The organism is Kitasatospora sp. NPDC042419 (assembly GCF_056437345.1).
The window spans coordinates 130,521-149,277 of record NZ_JBWKAW010000004.1 but is presented as its reverse complement, the minus strand read 5'-3'; the positions used below and the strand labels follow the sequence as shown (position 1 = coordinate 149,277).

Below are 18,757 nucleotides of genomic sequence, written 5' to 3'. Positions count from 1 at the left end.
GCGGCGACGCCTCGCGATCTTCACTCGATCAGGTGAATGTTGCCCCGTTCTGCTGTGGGCTCATAGGTTGAGAGTGATCACCATCCCGGATCACGCCTGACCACGTCCGATCGCATCCGATCACGCCTGGAGGCCCCACCGTGTCCGCGCCCGCGCCCGCTCCCCTGACCGTCGCCGTCGCCCAGCCCGCCTGTGCCCCGGCCGGCCGGCCCGACACGGTCGCCCTCAACGTCGGACGGCACGCCGCCGCCGTCCGGGAGGCCGGAACGCGCCTGGTGGTGTTCCCCGAGTTCTCGCTCACCGGGTACGACCTGGACGCGCCCGCCGTCGCCCCCGGCGACCCCCGGCTGGAGCCGCTGGTCGCGGCCTGCGCCGGGACCGGTGCCGTCGCACTGGTCGGCGCGCCGGTGGCCGACCCGGACGGGCGCGAGTACATCGGCACGCTGGCCGTGAGCGGCTCGGGCGTCGAGGTGGTCTGCCGGAAGGTCCACCTGCACGGGCAGGAGGTCGAGCGGTTCACCCCGGCCGGGGAGCCCTCCGTGCTGGAGCTCGACGGGTTCCGCCTCGGTCTCGCCATCTGCGCCGACGTCGCCGAGCCCGTGCACGCCGAGCGGATCGCCGGGCTCGGCATCGACGCCTACGTCGGCTCCACCCTGTACGGCGACAGCGAGTCGCAGCTGGCCCGGCGCGACAGCCACATGAGCGAGCGGGCCGCCACGCACGGCGTCTGGGGCGTGCTGTCCACCAGCGCGGGCGCCAGCGGCGAGTTCGCGACGACCTCGGGCGGCTCCGGCGTCTGGGCGGCGGACGGCGCCCTCGTCGTCCAGGCCGGTGACGCGGCGGGCGAGATCGTCCGCGCCGAACTGCGGTAGGCCCCCGGCCGGGCCACGCCGGAGGCCGCCGGACCCCGCCGGGTCGCGCCGGACCCGGTCGGTCCCCTCCGGACCCGCCGGACGCCACCGGCCGCCGCCGGATTCCGCTCGATCGCTCCGGCGGGTTCGGAAATACCCCGGGCCCGCGCGCGGCTGTGGTGATCGGAAGCGAGACCCAGGACCGGACCCGGCACCGGCCCCGGCGCTGGGGCCCAGCGGCGGGAACCGGTCCCGGAGCCCCGCCCCGGGCCCCGGGACCGAGACCGAAACCCAGACCCAGACCCGACAGCGAGGGCCCGGGGACGCACGCCGCAAGGGCCGCCGGACGGCGGCCGAACGGCGCCCGCCCGGGCCGACCAGGAGGTGCGGCGCGCGATGGCCGACGAGCAGGAGTACCGGATCGAGCACGACTCGATGGGCGAGGTGCGGGTGCCCGCCGCGGCGAAGTGGCAGGCGCAGACACAGCGGGCGGTGGAGAACTTCCCGGTCTCCGGCCAGCGCCTGGAGCGGGCGCACATCGCCGCGCTGGCCCGGATCAAGGCGGCCGCCGCCCGCGTCAACGCCCGGCTCGGCGTGCTGGACGAGGAGACCGCCGCGGCGATCGCGGCCGCCGCCGAGGAGGTCGCCGGGGGGCGCTGGGACGCCGAGTTCCCGGTGGACGTTTTCCAGACCGGCTCGGGCACCTCGTCCAACATGAACACCAACGAGGTCGTCGCCACCCTGGCCGGCGAGCGGCTGGGCCGGCCGGTCCACCCCAACGACCACGTCAACGCCAGTCAGTCGTCCAACGACGTGTTCCCCTCCTCGATCCACATCGCCGCCACCGCCGCCGTCACCCACGACCTGATCCCGGCGCTGGAGCACCTGGCCGAGGCGCTGGAGCGCAAGGCGGCCGAGTTCGCCCAGGTCGTCAAGGCCGGCCGGACGCACCTGATGGACGCCACGCCCGTCACCCTCGGCCAGGAGTTCGGCGGGTACGCGGCGCAGGTCCGGCACGGGCGGGAACGGCTGCTGGCCACGCTCCCGCGGGTGGCCGAACTCCCGCTCGGCGGCACCGCGGTGGGGACCGGCATCAACACCCCGCCGGGGTTCGCCGCAGCCGTGATCGAGGAGGTCGCGCGCGCCACCGACCTGCCGCTGACCGAAGCCCGGGACCACTTCGAGGCCCAGGGCGCGCGGGACGGCCTGGTCGAGCTGAGCGGCCAACTGCGCACCGTCGCGGTCGGGTTCACGAAGATCGCGAACGACCTGCGGTGGATGGGCTCCGGCCCGCGCACCGGGCTCGGGGAGATCAACCTGCCGGACCTGCAGCCCGGTTCGTCGATCATGCCGGGCAAGGTGAACCCGGTGCTGCCCGAGGTGGTACTGATGGTCTCCGCCCAGGTGATCGGCAACGACGCCACCGTGACGGTCGCCGGGGCGAGCGGCAACTTCGAGCTCAACGTGATGCTCCCGGTGATCGCCCGCAACGTCCTGGAGTCGGTCCGGCTGCTCGCCAACAGCGCCCGGCTGCTCGCCGACCGCGCGGTGGACGGCCTCACCGCCAACGTCGAGCGGGCCCGCGAGTTCGCCGAGTCCTCGCCGTCGGTGGTCACCCCGCTGAACCGGTACATCGGGTACGAGGAGGCGGCGAAGGTCGCCAAGCAGGCGCTGGCCGAGCGGAAGACGATCCGGCAGGTGGTGCTGGAGCGCGGGTACGTGGAGGAGGGGCGGCTCACCGTCGAGCAGCTCGACGAGGCGCTGGACGTGCTGCGGATGACCCGGCCGTAGCCACCGGAGGACCCGACCGGTAGCCCCGACCGGTGGCCCCGGCCTCGGTCGCCGGAGGACCGACCGGGCGGGCACGCGCCCGGGGCGCGGACGGCGGCCTCGCCGCTCCGCGCCCCGGGTGTCGGGCTTCCGGTGACCGTCAGCCCCTGGCTCGACCGGCCCGGCCGCGCCGCATCGATGCTCCGTTCGACGTCATGGTGGCCATCGAGATGGCGGCGAGCCCCAGCAGGAACATCACGCAGCCCGTGATCAGGCAGGTGACGATGTTCTTGCCGCGGTCCACCTCACCGGAGACGACCCAAGGAGAGATGATCGTCCACGCGCCGAGCAGGGTGGCTGCCCAGGCCCGCGCGTGGGTGCGCTCGTACGCCGAGCCGTAGCCGGCCATCAGCACGCAGTACGCGAGTCCGACGATCAGGCAGGTGACGGTCAGCGTGTTGAAGGCGGTGAAGCCGACGATCCATGGCGAGGCCGCCAGGAACAGGCCGGCGAGCACGGCCAGGGCCTCGACGGCCTGGGCGCGCGGGGTGAGGGTGAGCCGCTCGTAGTGCTCCCGTAGTTCGACGATGTCCGGATGGTGCTCCATGCCCATCGGAATCTGGGTAGACACCGATACCACCTCCTAGGTCTGGAACATGGAGGGCGCAAGCCCAGTACCATTCTGGCGCCGATCGACCGTTTTGCACCTTTTCACCCCGGAAGCTACCCTGCCTCGGCGGCCGCCACGTCCGCCCCTCCGGCGACCCCGACCCGCTCCCCGGAGTCGCCGCACGGCCTCGGCGGCCGCCACCCCGCACGGGTGACCTCCGTCTCACCCTCACGCGCCGCCATTGCCTATGCAACTCGGTGCATAGCAGGATGCCGTTCATGGCACTGGAGCACGCGATCCTCGTCTCGCTGCTGGAACGGCCCGGCTCCGGCTACGAACTGGCCCGGCGCTTCGACCGGTCCATCGGCCGCTTCTGGACCGCCACCCACCAGCAGATCTACCGGGTGCTGCGGCGGATGGAGGCGGACGGCTGGATCTCCGCCGAGGAGGTCGCCCAGGACGGCCGGCCCGACAAGAAGGTGTACTCGGCGGCCCCGCCCGGCCGAACCGCGCTGGCCGGCTGGCTGCGCGAGCCCGTCGGACCGGAGACCGTCCGGCACGAGCTGGCCGTCCGGATCCGGGCCGTCGCCTTCGACGACCCGGCCGCCCTGATCCCCGAGGTCGAACGGCACCGCGACGGCCACGCCGCCCTGCTCGCCCGCTACCTGTACGGCGAGCAGCGGGACTTCCCCGCGCCGGACGCCCTCGATGCCCCACAGCGCCTCCAGCACGTGGTGCTGCGCGGCGGGATCGAGTACGAGCGGATGACGCTCGCCTGGCTGGAGGACGTGCTCGCCACCCTGCGCGACCTCGCCGATGCCGACGCCGGGACCGACACCGGTACCGGTACCGGCACCCCCTGACGTTTCCCACCACCCTCAACCCCCTCCCCACCCTCGACCCCCGGGAGCCCGCGATGCTCTTCAACCCGCGTACCTACGACCCCGCGCAGTTCGACGAGCCGACCCGCCGACTGCTGCGCACGACCGTGGACTGGTTCGAGTCGCGCGGCAAGAAGGCGCTGATCGACACCTACATCGACCGCACCTGGTACGCGGACTTCCTCGAATTCGCGGCCAAGGAAGGCCTGTTCGCCGAGTTCCTGACGCCCTCCGCCACCGACCCGGACAAGCGCTGGGACACCTCGCGGATCGCCGAGCTGAACGAGATCCTCGGCTTCTACGGCCTCGGCTACTGGTACACCTGGCAGGTCACCATCCTCGGCCTCGGCCCCGTCTGGCAGAGCGAGAACGAGGCCGTCCGGGCCCGCGCCGCAAAGCTCCTGACGGAGGGTCACGTGATGGCGTTCGGGCTCTCCGAGCGCAGCCACGGCGCCGACATCTACTCGACCGACATGATCCTCACCCCGGACGGCGAGGGCGGCTTCACCGCCACCGGCTCCAAGTACTACATCGGCAACGGCAACGTGGCCGGTCTGGTCTCGGTGTTCGGCCGCCGGTCGGACGTCGACGGGCCGGAGGGCTACGTCTTCTTCGCCGCGGACAGCCGCCACGAGGCGTACCACCTGGTCAAGAACGTGGTGAACGCCCAGATGTACGTCAGCGAGTTCCGCCTGGAGGACTACCCGGTCCGCGCCGAGGACGTGCTGCACACCGGGAAGGCCGCCTTCGACGCCGCCCTGAACACCGTCAACGTCGGGAAGTTCAACCTCTGCACGGCCTCCGTCGGCATCTGCGAGCACGCGATGTACGAGGCCGTCACGCACGCCCACAACCGGGTGCTGTACGGCAAGAAGGTCACCGACTTCCCGCACGTGCGGCGCGAGTTGACCGACGCGTACGCGCGCCTGGTGGCGATGAAGCTGTTCTCCGCCCGCGCGGTGGACTACTTCCGCACCGCCTCCGCCGAGGACCGCCGATACCTGCTCTTCAACCCGATGACCAAGATGAAGGTCACCACGGAGGGCGAGAAGGTCATCGACCTGATGTGGGACGTCATCGCGGCCAAGGGCTTCGAGGCGGACACCTACTTCGACAAGGCCGCCAAGGACATCCGGGGCCTGCCGAAGCTGGAGGGCACCGTCCACGTCAACCTGGCACTGATCCTCAAGTTCATGGCGAACTACCTGTTCGACCCGGCCGAGTACGCGCCGATGCCCAGCCGCCGGGACGCCGCCGACGACGTCTTCCTGTTCCGCCAGGGCCCGGCCCGCGGCCTCGGCGCGATCCGCTTCCACGACTGGCGGACCGCCTACGACGCGCACGCGCACATCCCGAACGTCGCGCGGTTCCGCGAGCAGGCCGACGGCTTCTGCGAGCTGCTGCTGAGCAACGCGCCGAGCGCCGAGCAGCAGGCCGACCTCGACTTCCTGCTGGAGATCGGCCAGCTCTTCGCGCTGATCGTCTACGGCCAGCTGGTGCTGGAGCAGGCCGAGCTGACCGGGCTGGACGCCGACCTGCTCGACCAGGTCTTCGACGCGCTGGTGCGGGACTTCTCCGCGCACGCCACCGAGCTGCACGGCAAGGCCTCGACGACGGAGGCTCAGGCCGCGTGGGCGCTGGCGCACGTCCGCCGCCCGGTCGCGGACGGCGCGCGGGCGGCGAAGGTGTGGGGCATGGTCGAGGGACTCTCCGGCGCGTACGAGATGCAGCCGTAGTGACGCCTCCCTCCCGGGCCCGCGGAGCCGACCCGCTCCGCAGACCCGGGAGGCCGGAAGCCCGGTGACCCCGGTTGTCCGGGGGTCAGGCTGTCCGGGGGTGTCGGCCGGTGGGCCGGCGCCCCCGGTGCGCCGGCCGGGGTGGGCCCGCCGTCAGAAGGTGAGCTTCCAGCTGTCGACGTAGCCGGTGTCCTGCCGTCCGACGTCCTGGACCTTGAGCTTCCAGGTGCCGTTCGCGGCCACGGCGGACGCGTTCACGGTGTACGTGGTCTGCACGTCGGGTGCGGAGTCGCTGCCGCTGGCGTCCTTCAACCGGAAGGCGGTGCCGTTCGGCGCGACCAGGTCGATGACCAGGTCGCCGCGCCAGGTGTGCTTGATGTCCACCCCGACCTGGAGCGCGGCCGGCGCGTTGCCGGTGCGGCCGGTGACGGCGACGTCGGAGGTGACCGCCGACCCGTAGTCCGGGATCTGCACGTCGGCGGTGTTCTCGAAGACCGTGCCGGTGGGCGGCGTGGTGCTCCCGGCGGCCAGCGTCCAGATCGCGTACGCGATGGCGTCGCTCATCCGGTCCAGCGCGGTGTCGTTGATGTTGGCGCTGGTGTCGCAGGAGGAGTGGTAGCAGCGGTCGAACGGCTGGCCCGCCGTCCCGCCCCACTTCGCGGCCTGCGCACTGGTCTTGGTGTAGTCGGCGCCGCTGAACAGGCCGCCGACCCGGATGCCCGCGTCCTGGAACGGGGCGTGGTCGGAGCGGCCGTCACCCTCGAAGTCCTGCTCGGTGCTGATGCCGAGGCCGGCGAAGTAGTTCCGGAACAGGGCGTCGAGCGTGCTGTCGTAGCGGTAGGTGAAGTAGCCCGGGTTCGGCGAGCCGATCATGTCGAAGTTCAGGTAGGTGTCGATCTTCGAACGATCGGCGGCGGACAGGCTGTTGACGTAGTTCTTGGAGCCGATCATGCCGTACTCCTCGGCGCCCCACCAGCCGAACCGCAGGTGCTTGGAGGGCGTGAGGCCGGCCCGGGAGACGGCGAGGGCGGTCTCCAGGACGCCGGCCGATCCGGAGCCGTTGTCGTTGATGCCCGGCCCGCCGGTGACGGAGTCCAGGTGGGCGCCGGCCATCACCACGTGCGAGGTGTCGCCGCCCGGCCAGTCGGCGATCAGGTTGTAGCCGGTCGAGCCGTTGTAGCTGAAGGTCTTCAGCGTGGTGGTGTAGCCCGCCGCGTCCAACTTGGCCTTCACGTAGTCGATCGAGGCCTTGTAGCCGGGCCGGCCGTGGGCGCGGTTGCCGCCGTTGGCGGTGGCTATCGACTGCAGTTGGGCGAGGTGCGCCTTCACGTTGGCGACCGGGATGTCGGGGGCGGCGGCGATCGTGGGGGTCACGCTCGCCGGCGCGGTCCGGACCGCCGGGGCTTCGGGGGCCGCGAAGGCGGCGGGGGCGAGGAGGGCGGCGGCGAGGGTGACGACGGCCGCCGCCGGCAGGGCGGATCGGCGCAGGCGGGATCGCCGCGGGGCGCGCTCGGTCAAGGGAGGCTCCGGTTTCTGGTGGGGCAGAACGGAAGCGCGGCACTTCGCGGGACAGCAGAAGTCGGGTCGCGAAGTTGACGCGACCATGATGATTGAGGGAACCTGCGGGTCCGTCAAGAGGGGCCGGGGGCGCGGAAGGCGGCAGACCCCCGCCCGCTACTCCCCGCCGGCCCCCGGCGTACGGGGCAGCGCCGCCCGGACGAGGGCCCCGCCGTCGTGGTTGACCGCCGTGAAGCAGCCGCCGAGCTCCTCGGTACGCTCGGCCATCGAACGCAGCCCGAGGCCCGACCCGTTCGGCCGGTAGCCGCCCCCGCCGCCGACGTCGTCAGCCCGCACCGCCGGGAATCCGCGGCCGTCGTCCCAGGCCTCGACGACCACCGCCTCCGACCGGACCCGCAGGGTCAACCGGGCCTTGGTGGCGCCCGAGTGACGCAGGATGTTGTTCAGCGCCTCCCCGCTGATCCGCAGCACCGCCACCTCCACAGCGGCCGGCAAGGCCGGCGGCGGATCCGGCTCCAGCGCCAGGGAGATCCGCACCTGCGGCCCGTCCAGCTCCGCGACCAACCGCCGCAGGGCGACCGCCAGCCCCTCCCCCGCCAGCGCGGCAGGCGCCAACCCCTCGGTGATCCGCCGGAGTTCGACGATCGCCTGGCCGATCCCGGCCGAGACGACCCGCAACGACCGGGCCGCCGCGGAGTCCTCGGGCACCGCGGCCCGCGCGGTGTCGACGCCGAGCCGCAGGCCGGACAGCGTGGGCCCGAGCCCGTCGTGCAGGTCGTGCCGCAGCCGCCGGCGCTCCTCCTCCCGGGCCAGCACGATCTGCCGCCGCCCGCTCTGGAGTTCCTCGTACAGGCGCAGCGAGGCGATCGCCGGTGCGGCCTGGTCGGCGAGGAACCGCAGCACCTCGTGGTCCTGGGCGTCCAGCTCGGGCTGGCCGGCGCGCGGCGGAGCGTACAGGTCGCCGATCACCGCACCCTCGTAACTGAGCGGGAAGACCTGGCTGTTGGGCCCGAGCTCGCCGACCGAGGCGAGTTCGTGCGGTCCGGTGCGGGTGTGCAGGACCACGCGGGCGCCGGGCAGGCCGAGGGCCTCGACCACGGTGTCGCAGAGCAGTGGCGGCGCGTCGGCCGGGCTGACGGCGTGGCTCAGGCGTTCGGCGAGTGCCCGCACCACCTGGTAGGGGCGGGCCCGGTCGCCGTAGTAGAACCGGTCGACGGCGCGCACCACCCAGCGGGTGGTCGGGCCGAGCAGTCCGCCGATGGCGAGCGCCCCGGCGGCCAGCAGTTGGGCGTCCGCGGTGCTGGCCTGCGGCAGCAGGCGGCGCAGCAGCAGGGCGATGCCGAGGTAGCCGGCGATCAGCAGCGCGGTGAGGGCGAGGACGCTGAACATCCGGCGGGTCGCCCGGTCGAGGTAGTGGGAGCGGTCGCGGGTGAAGGCGTAGCCGACCGCGCCGAGCATCCACAGCGCCGACCCGGTGAAGTACGCGACCGCTGCGACGCTCTCGGAACTCCCCATCCGGAGCGCGATGTTGGTGGTAACAAGCCAGATCAGGTAGGGGACGAGGACGGCCGTCACGGAGCGGTGCGGGCTGTCCGAGCGCCGCCAGCGGACGGCGGCCACCGCCAGGCTGGTGACCACGATGCCCCAGGCGACCAGGGTGGCCCGCCACTCGTCCAGCGGCAGCCCCTGGCCGCGTGGCACCAGCACGTCGTCGTAGTACGGGAGCGGGCTGCCGAGGCGGACGACGCAGGCGTGCAGGGCGCTCCACAGGGCGATCGCGGCGACGAGGGCGCGGCCCGGCCCGCCGGGCAGCCGGCCTTCGGGCAGCCAGAGGGGGAGCGCGAGGGAGAGGAAGATGAACAGGGTGACGGAGGCGAGCAGCAGGGCCGCGCCGAGCGCCTCCACCGCCGGGCCGGCGTCGGCCGCCGCGCCCGCGAAGAGGAGGAAGCGGGAGAGGCAGCCGCCGAGGCCGGCGGCGAGCAGGCAGCGGCCGAGGCTGCGGCCGACGGGCGGGGCGGGTGCGGCGCCCCCCGGTCGCAGGGGTTCGTCGGGGCCGGCGCGGTGGGCGAGGATGAGCAGCCCGGAGAGCGCGAAGGCGAAGCCGAGCAGGACGGTCTCGCCGTCGTGGAGGTAGAAGGGGGTGGCCCAGCGGGCGTCCTGGTGCGTGATCGCCAGCAGCACCCATCCGAGGCCGCAGAGCAGTGTCAGGCCGCAGGCCCAGGCCGCCGGGGCCAGGCCGGCCCGCCGGGGGGCGGTCGGGGCCGGCGGCGCCGGGGGGCGGCCGGGGGTGACAGCCGGTTTGCTCATGTGTGGGCCTCCTCCCCCGCATCCTCGGCGTCCTGCCGTCCCGGGGGCCCGGGCCGGGAGTCCGGTCCCTGCCCCGGATCCGGGTTCGGGGCTGCTTTCGGGGCCGGTTTCGGTTTCGGGCCCGGTTTCGGGCCCGGATCCGGGTTCGGTTCGCGTGTCCGGACCTACTCGGCACCGGGTACGGATCCGCGGAGCCGGGCCCGGCCGACCCCGGGCCCGGACCGACCCCGGGCCCGGACCGGTCGGGCGTCGGCGCCGGCCGGTGCGCGGGGCCGCGCGGATCAGCCGTCGCCGAGGCCCATGTCGCGGGCCCGGGCCACCGCCTCGGCGCGGGTCGCGACGTGCAGCTTCTCGAAGATGTGGGTGACGTGGTTGCGCACGGTCTTCTCCGCGACCACCAGCTCGCGCGCGATCCGCCGGTTGTCCAGCCCCCGGGCCACCAGGTCGAGGACCTCGGCCTCACGGGCGGTGAGTGCCGGGAAGAGCTGGCCGGCCTCCCGCACCCGGGCGCCGGCGAGGAGCGTGGTGATCCGTTCGGCGACGTCGGCGCCGAACACGGCGCCGCCGGCCGCGACGGTCCGCACCGCGTGCAGCACCTCCTCCCGGCCCGCGCCCTTGACCAGGTAGCCGCGCGCGCCCGCCTGGAGTGCGGCGAGCAGGCTGCCGTCGTCGTCCGCCATGGTGAGCATCAGGACCGGCGGGGCCGGTTGTTCGGCGGACAGCCGGCGGGTGGCCTCCAGCCCGGAGCCGTCCGGCAGGGACAGGTCCATCACGACGAGGTCCGGGCGGTGCCGCGCGACGGCGTCCGGCACGTCGGCCACGCGTTCGGCCTCGCCCACCACGGCGATGCCCTCGGCGCTCTCCAGGGCGGCTTTGAGCCCCTCCCGGAACAGCGGGTGGTCGTCGACGATCAGGACCCTGACCGGCGGGGTGTCCGGTTCCCCGCCCGGGGCGCGGTCCGGGCGGCGGCCCCGGGCCTGGTCCGGGTGCGGGGGCTCTGCGGAGGGGTGCTCTTCGTCCACCCGGCCGACACTACCAGCGATAGGAGAGTGACTTTCCGTGACATGCGCGGGTCGCTGCCCGTCCGTCCGGCCGGCTCGTGCCGTGGACGGGGCCGGAGGGCGGGGCCGGAGGACGGCGCCGGAGGACAGCGCGCGAGCCGTCCCCGGTGGCCGACGGGCGCCACGGGGCGACGCGGGGCAGCGCGGGGCAGCACGGTCGCACCGCGTGGGCACCGAGTGGGCAGCGCGGGGGCAGCGCTCCGGGCGCCTCCGGGGAGAACGAGACCGCTGCCCCATGCGCCCGGGACGGCGGGCGGCCGAGACTGGTCCCAGCGCCCGGCCCGGCGACCGGCCGCCGGTGGACCCATCCCCAGTCCGTTCCTAGGCGGTGCCATGACCACGGTGATCTCCCCTCGGCGCCGGTCCGGTCGGTCCCGGTCAAGGGCCCGCGGGCCCGCCCGGGCCGCCCCGCGCCGGACGCCCGCACAGCGCCGGCTCACCGGCGCCGCCGTCCTCACGGCGCTCTGCCTGGCGGTCGCCACGGTCTGGGTCTGCTACGTGCTGGTCCACCTCGGCGACCCCGGGGTGGACCGCCCCCGGGACCAACTCGCCATCCTGCTCTACGCGCTACCGACCGCCGGCGCCGGGATGCTGCTGCACGCGCACCGGCCGGGAAGTCCGCTCGGCTGGGTGATGCTCGTCTACGCGCTGACGTCGATGCTGCCGAGCGCGGTGGCCGCGCCGGTGTGGGTGGAGGTCTCCGATCCCGGGATCGTGGGCGCGGCGGCGGTCGTGCGCGGGGTGTGCGACACGATCAGCCAGACGCTGTTCTACGTCCTGCCGCTCTGGCTGCCGGCCGGACGGCTCACCACCCGGCGCTGGTGGTTCTACATCGGGGCCGTCGCACTCTGGGTGGTCCCCGACGGGATGTCCTTCCTGGACCGGCCGACCGTCTTCGGCCACCCCAACCCGCTCGCCGGCAGCGTGCCCGCGAACTTCTTCGGCTCCGTCGCGGACCGTCTGGACAGCCTCTACGACCCGGTCAACTACCTGCTGATCGGCATCGCGGCGGCCGTCCTGCTCGCGCGGCTCGTCCGGCCGGCGACCGGGCGGGGCGGCGGGGACGCGGCGGCGCTGCCACGGCACCGCGCGCACGTGGCGGGGATGCTGGGCGCGTACCTGCTCTGGGCGGGCATGCAGGACTACTACACCCGCCGCTTCCAGTACGAGTACTGGCTGAGCTACTCGCTGTTCACCGCGGCGGGCGCGGTCTGGGCCGTCGCGGTCGCCTACCTGGTGGTCCGCGACGGCGGGTGGCGGCTGGACCGGGCGGCCCGGTCGGTGCTCACCGGGCTGCTGCTCGCCACCGGGCTCACGCTGCTGTTCGTGCTCTGCGCGGCCGTGCTCTCCCAGTGGCTGGTGCCGGGCCGGGGCGCGGCGGCGCTGGTGCTGATCGCCCTGGTCTACGGGCTGGGCGCCGGACTGCCGCGGGCCACCCGCCGGGCCGTCGGCCTGGTCGACCGGCTCTACTACGGTGAACGCGCCCAGCCCTACCAGGTGTTGCGCGCGCTGGCCGGCCAGGTCCGGCAGGTGGTCGAGCCCGGTCGGCTGCCGGCCGCGCTGTGCACGGCCGTCGCGGAGGAGTTGCGGCTGCCGGGTGTCGCGCTGACCGTCGCCACGCGGGCCGGGAGCCGTCCGCTGGCCTCCGTCGGCCGGCTGGACGGGAACTGCCAGGGCTTCGAGCTGGTGCACCACGGCGTGGTGATCGGCGAGTTGACGGTCGGCCTGCGGGCGGGCGAGGAGCAGTTGGACCCGAGCGACGTCGACATCCTGCGCTCGCTGGCCGATCAGGCGTCGCCGGCCGTCGCCTCGCTGCGGCTGTTGGAGGACCTGCAGGCGAGCCGGGAGCAGATCGTCGCGGCGCGCGAGGAGGAGCGGCGCTGTCTGCGCCGGGACATCCACGACGGGCTCGGGCCCGCGCTGGCCGGGCTGCGGTTGCGGGTGGACAACGCGGCGGCGGCGTCGGCGGCGGCACCGATGGCGGGGACGGGGGCAGGGACAGGGGCGGGGACCGGGACAGGGACCGGCGGTTCGGGCGGGTGCGGGTCGGCGGCCGGCAGGCTCACGGAGACGCTGGAGGGGATCTCGGAGGAGCTGGCGATGGCGATCAAGGAGGTCCGGCGGATCACCGACCGGCTCGGGCCCGCCCAGCTGGGCGAGTTCGGCCTGGCCCGGGCGGTGCAGCAGCTGGCCGCCACGTTCAGCGGCGACGGGCTCGCCGTCACCGCCGTGCTGGAGCCCGAGCCGCTGCCCGAACTGCCCGCCGCCGTCGAGGTGGCCGCGTACCGGATCACCGCCGAGGCGCTGAACAACGTGCTGCGCCATGCCCGGGCCCACCGCGCCCGGGTCTCCCTCCTGGTGGACGGCTCGCACCTGACGCTCACCGTCCAGGACGACGGGGTCGGGCTCGGGGCCGGGCTCGGGCTCGGGGAGGCACGGCGGCCGGAGGGGGAGCCGTCCGGCGGGGTCGGCCTGCGGTCGATGGCGGACCGGGCGGCGGAGATCGGCGGCAGCTGCACTGTCGACCGCCTGTCCCGGGACAGCGGGACGCGCGTGCTGGCGGTGCTGCCCCGGTACCCGTCCGGCGGCGGGGAGGCAGCGGCCGACGGCGGGCGGGGCTCCGGCGCGGCTCCCGGCGGGGTGAACGGCTGACGGGGAGCGGTCGGCGGGACGGCGCCCCCACCGTCCCGCGCCGCCTTCCCCGTGCAGCCGCCCCTGTGCGACCGCCCCCGACCGGCCCTTTCCACGCAGCCGCCCCTTCCCCCGACCGAACCCGTCCCCACGCAGCCGCCCCCGGCGCTGGCGGCGCCGGGGGCAGAGGCAGGGGACGGTTTGGTTGGGGGAAGGGGAAGGACGGACAGGTGATCAGCCCTTGCAGTCCTTCTCGCCCGGCTTGCAGCGCCGCGCGGAGTCCGCGACCTCGGCCGCGGTGCCCACCTTGGCCACCGCGCCGACGACGGCGCTCCTGATGACGGCGGTTGCTGCGGCGAAGCCGACGATTACGGACGCGACGCCGAGCGTCTTCGTTGCCGTGTTCGTTGCCATGGATACTGCTCCAGATTCTTCGCTTCCGAGTGGTCGAGCCGATCGGCCGCTCTTCCTCCACTCTGGGCGCCCGTGCGCCCCGGGCGCATGGGCCCGCCGTCCCGTTCCGGTCCCAGGAGCGGGCCCGGCAGCCGAGACGGCGGCCATCGGCGCAGGTCAGGGCAGCATCAGAACCGGCTTCACCACCTCTCCCGCCTCCGCGGCCGCGGCCGCCTCCTCGATCGCCGCGAACGGGAAGGCGCGCACCAGGCGGTCCACCGGCAGCCGTCCCGCGCGGAACAGCCCGATCAGGGCCGGCAGGAACCGCCCGGGCACGCTCGCCCCCTGGTTGATGCCGACGATCCGGGGCGCCCGGGCCAGCAGCGCGGGGACGTCCAGCCCCACCTCGCTGCCGGCCGGCGGCGCGCCGACCACCCCGCACGTCCCGCCGACGGCCAGCGCGTCCACGGCCTGCCGGAGGGCGCGGACGCTGCCGCTGGTCTCCAGCGCGTGCTCGGCGCCGCGGCCGCCGGTGAGCGCGAGGACGGCCGCCGCCGGGTCCTCGCTGCCCGCGTCGACGACGTCGGTCGCACCGAGTTCCCGGGCCAGCGCGAGCCGGGCCGGGCGGAGGTCGACCGCGACGATCCTCGCCGCCGGGGTCAGCCGGGCGGCGAGGACGGCGGCCAGGCCGACCGCGCCCGCGCCGAACACGGCCACGGTGTCTCCCGGCCGGGGCCGCAGCACGTTGAACACCGCACCCGCGCCGGTCTGCACGCCGCAGCCGAACGGGGCCAGCAGTTCGAACGGCAGGGCCGGTCCCGGGACGGGCACGGCGTTGCGCTCGTCGGCCAGCGCGTGCGTCGCGAAGGAGGACTGGCCGAAGAAGTGGCCGTGCAGCACGGCCTCGCGGTGGCGGCCGGTGCCGCGCAGCGTCGCGCTGCCGTCCAGCCGGTGTCCGCCGAAGAGGTTGAGCGCCGCCCAGTGCTCGCAGCGCACCGGGCGGCCGCCCAGGCAGGGCGGGCAGGCACCGCAGGAGTCGAAGGTCAGGACCACGGTGTCGCCGGGCCGCACCCTGGTGACGGCGGCGCCGACCGCCACCACCGTGCCCGCGCCCTCGTGGCCGAGGACGGCGGGCAGCGGGGCGGGGGTCCGGCCGGCCCGGACGCTGAGGTCGGTGTGGCAGATCCCGACGGCGCGGACCCGGACCAGCACCTCGTCGGGGCGCGGGTCGTCCAGCAGGACGGTCTCGGGTTCGAACGGGCCGCCGCGCTCGCGCACCACTGCGGCGGTCGCCTCAACCACCGTCGCTCCCGGGCTCGCCGGCGGACTCCCACGGGCCCTCGGGGCTGAACAGCCGGTGGGGCGTGGCGCGTTCGTAGGGCATGCCGGGCGGCATCGCGAGGACTTCCAGCTGGAGGCCCCAGGGGGTGCGGAAGTACACCCAGCGGTCGCCGTCGATCGGGCCGCCGTCGGTGACGGTCTGCGGCTCTCCGAGGACTTCGACGCCGGGCTGTGCCCGCAGGTGGGCGACGGCGCGGTCGACGTCGTCGACGGCGATCGCCAGGTGGTGCCCGCCCCAGTCGCTGTTGGCGGGCTGCTCGCGCCGCTGGCCCGGCGCGGTGTACTGGAACAGTTCCAGGTTGCCGACGGGGCCGAGGCGCAGCATCGCGATGTGTGCCACCGCGTCGCGGTGGACGCCGAGTTGGCGGGTCATCCAGTCGGGGTCGCCGGGCGGTGCGGCGACCGGGCCGACGCGGTAGAGCAGCCGGGCACCGAGCACACCGGTGAAGAACGCCACCGCCTGGTCGAGGTCGGGGACGGTGTAGGCGACGTGGTGGACGGCGCGGGCGCCGGGGATCGCGGTCATGGCGCGCTCCTCTCCGAAGCAGGTGTCCCGGGCGGGCGGTGGGCACCGCCGGGCCGCTCGTGCGCGGCGTCGCGCTGGTTGGCCACGGCGCTCATCAGGCTGAGTCCGCCGTCGACGGTGAGGGAGATGCCGGTGGTGTAGGCGGCGTCCGGCCCGGTCAGGTGGACGATGGCCGCGGCGACCTCGGTGGCCCGGCCCGGGCGGCCCACCGGGATGGCCGGGCGGGCGAGCCGGCCGGCGCCGACGGACCCGGTGCCGGCCCGGGAACCCGTGCCGCCCCAGGAGCCGCTGCCGTCCTCGGGCCCGGCGCTTCTCGCGGGGCCGGTGCGGTGGGCGCCGCCGGCGGTGTCGTGCTCGTCGGCGGTGTCGTGCTCGTCGGTGACGCCGTTCATCCGGGTGGCGGTCTCGCCGGGGCTGACGGCGTTGACGGTGATCCCGTAGGGGGCCAGTTCCAGGGCGAGCACCTTGGTCAGCTCGCCCAGCCCGCCCTTGGCCGCGCAGTAGGCGGCGCCGCCGACGATCGGGGTGAACTCGTGGACGGAGGTGACGTTGACGATCCGCCCGCCGCGCCCCTGCCGGACCATCCGGCGGGCGGCCGCCTGGGCGCAGGCGAACGGTCCGCTGAGGTCCACCGTGAGGATCCGCTGCCAGTCGTCGAGCGTCTCCTCCAGGATGGGCGAACGGCGGTTGACCCCGGCGCAGTTGACCAGGATGTCGAGCCCGCCGAGGTGTTCGGCGGCGCCGTGCACGGCCCGCGCCGCGGCGGCCGGGTTGGCCAGGTCCAGCGGCAGCAGCATGGTCGTGCCGCCCGCCAGGGCCGCGGTCCGGCGGGCGGCGGCGCGGTCGGTCCGGTAGCCGATGGCCACGGCGTGCCCGGCCCGGGCCAGCGCGACGGCGGTGGCCCGGCCGATGCCGGAGCTGGCGCCGGTGACGATCGCCACCGAGGGCGGAGCGGCACGTTCCCCGTGCCACTCGTGGTTCGGGCGGAGTCCGGTGTCCATCAGGCCACCTCCGGTACGTCGGACGGACGGATCAGGTAGCCGGCGCCGGCCAGGCTCGACGCGCCCAGGTAGCCGTACAGGGTGGTGGTCGGGCCTGCCGGACCGGGCCGGAAGCCGTGCCACTCGCCCGCCGGCACGAACACCAGGTCGCCGGCCCGGAGCGGGACTTCGGCGGTCTCGGTGAGATGGGCGCCGCCACCGGAGAGGACCAGGAAGAACTCGTCGGCGTTCGGGTGCCGGTGCAGGCCGTGGCCGCCGCCGACCGCGAAGGACGAGGCCGCGACGGTGAGCCGGCGGGCGCCGACCGTGTCGGCGGTGGCCAGCCAGCGCACCTCCATCCCGGCCGAACCGGCGATCCCGCCGGCGGCGCCGGGGCCGTCCGGGTTCCGGCCCGGACCGTCGGCCCGGCGCGCCGTGGGGACGGTCCGCGCGGCGGGCCTCGGCTGGCCGAGCGGGACGGGGTACGGGAGCGGCGCGGGCCGGCTGCCGGGCACCGACACCGGCCGGACGGTCAGGACGGCGGCGGGCGCCCCGGGCAGTGCCGTGAGGCCGCAGGAGCTGCCGGGCGGATGGTAGAGGCCCTCGCCGGGGCCGAGCACGCGCCCGGCCGCGCGGATCCGGCCGGAGAGCACCACCGTCGCCGATTCGGCCACCCGGGAGGGGTGTTGCTCGACGCGGACACCGGGTGGCAGGGTCTCGACGGTCAGCCCGCCACGTGCCGACGGCAGGTGGTACGGGTCGACCAGTCGGCGGAACGCGGGGGCCGTACGGGGCACGGCGGCGGGTACGAGGATCACGCGAGGTCTCCTTGGGTGACGGGAGTCGTGGCGGCGGGGCCGGAGGGGCCCGTGGGGGTGTCGGGGGTGTCGGGACCGGCTGGGGTGTCGGGACCGGCTGGGGTGTACGGGCCCGCCGGGGCGTACGGGCCCGCCGGGGCGTACGGGTCGGCCGGGGTGCGCCGGTCCGCCCGGGCGGACCGCGACTCGGGGGCGGCCGGGCGGGGGACGAACGGCGCCGGACCGGCGGCGCCGAAGTCGAGCAGGATCTTGGGCGGGCCGCTGCGCCCCTCGGCGAGCATCCGGAACGCATCCGGCCCGGCGGCCGGCGGCAGGACCGCCGCGATCAGGGGTTCCGCCACCAGCACGCCGTCACGGAACAGCCGGAGCGTCCGGTCGTAGTGGTCCAGGCCGTGCCGGACTCCGATCACCTCCAGCCCGCGCAGGGCGAGTTGGCCCGGAGTGAAGTCCGGGTACGGCCGTCCTGCCACGCCGATCACCGCGAGCCGCCCGCCCGGTTCGAGCAGGGACAGGCCGAGCCCGAACGCCTCGACCGCCCCGGAGGCCTCGACCGCGAGCGAGTAGCGGGCACCGACGGCGCTCGCCTGCTCGGGAGTGAGGGCGCGGCGGGCGCCGCAGCGTAGCGCGAGTTCGCGTCCGGCCGGGTCGATACCGACCGCGTCCACCGACTCGCCCAGACGGGCGGCGAGTTGGACGGCCAGCAAGCCGATCGTTCCGGTGCCGAGTACGATCACCCGGTCACCGAGCCGGCAGCGCGAACGCTCCAGGCCGGCCACCACGGTGACCGCGGGTTCGGTCAACACGGCTGCCCGGTCCGACACTTCGCGGGGGACTCGGGAGAGCGAGCGTTCGGGCAGCACCACGTACCGGGCCGCGGCGCCCTGGCGCCCGTAGAGGCCGACCTCGGTGAGGCGTTCGCAGAGCGGGCGGCGGCCGCGCCGGCACATCCGGCAGAGGCCGCAGTGCACCATGGTGTGGCCGACCACTCGGTCGCCGGGCGCGAACCCGGTGACGCCGCCGCCCACTTCGGCGACCGTTCCGCACCACTCGTGCCCCGGGACGAGCGGGTAGCCGGCCCGCCCGTCCCTCAGGTAGGCAGCGGTGCCGTGGAACAGTTCCAGGTCCGTGCCGCAGAGCCCGACCAGGGAGGTGCGCACGGTGACCTCGTCCGGCCCGGGCGCCGCCGGTCGGGGCACCCGGACGAGGGCGACCCGGTGCGGCGCCTCGAACCGCAGGGCGGTCATGGTGCCGGTCGACGCCGCAGCCGGTGCCCGAGCCGGCACCGGTACCGACTCGGGCACCGGCTCGGGCACCGGCACGGGCTCGGTGGGGCG

15 protein-coding genes are annotated in these 18,757 nt (G+C 75.0%); 5 read left to right on the top strand and 10 right to left on the bottom strand.

Translation table 11 applies throughout. The annotated features are described in order from the left end of the window. Window positions 1-140: 140 nt before the first annotated feature. Together AC067J_RS10475 and AC067J_RS10470 are read left to right on the top strand one after the other, a co-directional pair. A complete protein-coding gene (locus AC067J_RS10475; RefSeq protein WP_478297601.1) occupies window positions 141-872 on the top strand; it encodes a carbon-nitrogen hydrolase family protein in 732 nt (243 codons plus the stop codon). A gap of 375 nt (window positions 873-1,247) precedes the next feature. Continuing rightward, window positions 1,248-2,642 (top strand): class II fumarate hydratase, encoded by a 1,395-nt coding sequence (locus AC067J_RS10470; protein WP_478297599.1) that lies wholly within the window; start codon window positions 1,248-1,250, stop codon window positions 2,640-2,642. 139 nt (window positions 2,643-2,781) lie between these two features. Here the strand turns inward: AC067J_RS10470 and AC067J_RS10465 are convergent, their stop codons facing one another. Next, a complete protein-coding gene (locus tag AC067J_RS10465; protein WP_478297597.1) occupies window positions 2,782-3,252 on the bottom strand; it encodes an SPW repeat protein in 471 nt (156 codons plus the stop codon). Window positions 3,253-3,509: 257 nt separating this feature from the next. Between AC067J_RS10465 and AC067J_RS10460 the strand changes: the two genes are divergently transcribed. Next, entirely contained in the window at window positions 3,510-4,094 is a 585-nt protein-coding gene (locus AC067J_RS10460) for a PadR family transcriptional regulator (protein ID WP_478297595.1), read from the top strand. A 53-nt stretch (window positions 4,095-4,147) separates the two neighbouring features. Then, window positions 4,148-5,848 (top strand): acyl-CoA dehydrogenase family protein, encoded by a 1,701-nt coding sequence (locus AC067J_RS10455; protein ID WP_478297594.1) that lies wholly within the window; start codon window positions 4,148-4,150, stop codon window positions 5,846-5,848. A gap of 153 nt (window positions 5,849-6,001) precedes the next feature. Here the strand turns inward: AC067J_RS10455 and AC067J_RS10450 are convergent, their stop codons facing one another. The 3 genes from AC067J_RS10450 to AC067J_RS10440 all read right to left on the bottom strand — a co-directional run bounded on the left by AC067J_RS10450 (window position 6,002) and on the right by AC067J_RS10440 (window position 10,587). Then, window positions 6,002-7,321: a M28 family metallopeptidase gene (locus AC067J_RS10450; protein WP_478298165.1), complete on the bottom strand. Its 1,320-nt coding sequence runs from the start codon at window positions 7,319-7,321 to the stop codon at window positions 6,002-6,004. 201 nt (window positions 7,322-7,522) lie between these two features. Then, on the bottom strand, window positions 7,523-9,673 hold the full coding sequence (locus AC067J_RS10445) for a sensor histidine kinase (RefSeq protein WP_478297592.1): 2,151 nt from the start codon (window positions 9,671-9,673) through the stop codon (window positions 7,523-7,525). A gap of 281 nt (window positions 9,674-9,954) precedes the next feature. Next, a complete protein-coding gene (locus tag AC067J_RS10440; protein ID WP_478298163.1) occupies window positions 9,955-10,587 on the bottom strand; it encodes a response regulator in 633 nt (210 codons plus the stop codon). A 480-nt stretch (window positions 10,588-11,067) separates the two neighbouring features. Between AC067J_RS10440 and AC067J_RS10435 the strand changes: the two genes are divergently transcribed. Continuing rightward, window positions 11,068-13,386 carry a sensor histidine kinase gene (locus AC067J_RS10435; protein WP_478297590.1) on the top strand — a complete coding sequence of 773 codons (2,319 nt, stop codon included), beginning with the start codon at window positions 11,068-11,070 and terminating at the stop codon, window positions 13,384-13,386. A gap of 213 nt (window positions 13,387-13,599) precedes the next feature. Here the strand turns inward: AC067J_RS10435 and AC067J_RS10430 are convergent, their stop codons facing one another. From AC067J_RS10430 to AC067J_RS10405, 6 genes are all read right to left on the bottom strand, one after another. After that, window positions 13,600-13,779, bottom strand: coding sequence for a hypothetical protein (locus AC067J_RS10430; RefSeq protein WP_478297588.1), 180 nt, complete (start codon window positions 13,777-13,779; stop codon window positions 13,600-13,602). 156 nt (window positions 13,780-13,935) lie between these two features. After that, window positions 13,936-15,060 (bottom strand): NAD(P)-dependent alcohol dehydrogenase, encoded by a 1,125-nt coding sequence (locus AC067J_RS10425; RefSeq protein WP_478297587.1) that lies wholly within the window; start codon window positions 15,058-15,060, stop codon window positions 13,936-13,938. Continuing rightward, complete coding sequence (locus AC067J_RS10420) at window positions 15,053-15,625, bottom strand: VOC family protein (RefSeq protein WP_478297585.1); 573 nt, start codon at window positions 15,623-15,625, stop codon at window positions 15,053-15,055. The genes AC067J_RS10425 and AC067J_RS10420 overlap by 8 nt, the downstream gene beginning before the upstream one ends. Further along, window positions 15,622-16,626: an SDR family oxidoreductase gene (locus AC067J_RS10415; RefSeq protein WP_478297583.1), complete on the bottom strand. Its 1,005-nt coding sequence runs from the start codon at window positions 16,624-16,626 to the stop codon at window positions 15,622-15,624. Before AC067J_RS10415 ends, AC067J_RS10420 begins: the two co-directional genes overlap by 4 nt. After that, window positions 16,626-17,423 (bottom strand): cupin domain-containing protein, encoded by a 798-nt coding sequence (locus AC067J_RS10410; protein WP_478297581.1) that lies wholly within the window; start codon window positions 17,421-17,423, stop codon window positions 16,626-16,628. The genes AC067J_RS10415 and AC067J_RS10410 overlap by 1 nt, the downstream gene beginning before the upstream one ends. Then, window positions 17,420-18,667 carry a zinc-dependent alcohol dehydrogenase gene (locus AC067J_RS10405; protein ID WP_478297579.1) on the bottom strand — a complete coding sequence of 416 codons (1,248 nt, stop codon included), beginning with the start codon at window positions 18,665-18,667 and terminating at the stop codon, window positions 17,420-17,422. The genes AC067J_RS10410 and AC067J_RS10405 overlap by 4 nt, the downstream gene beginning before the upstream one ends. Window positions 18,668-18,757: the final 90 nt, after the last annotated feature.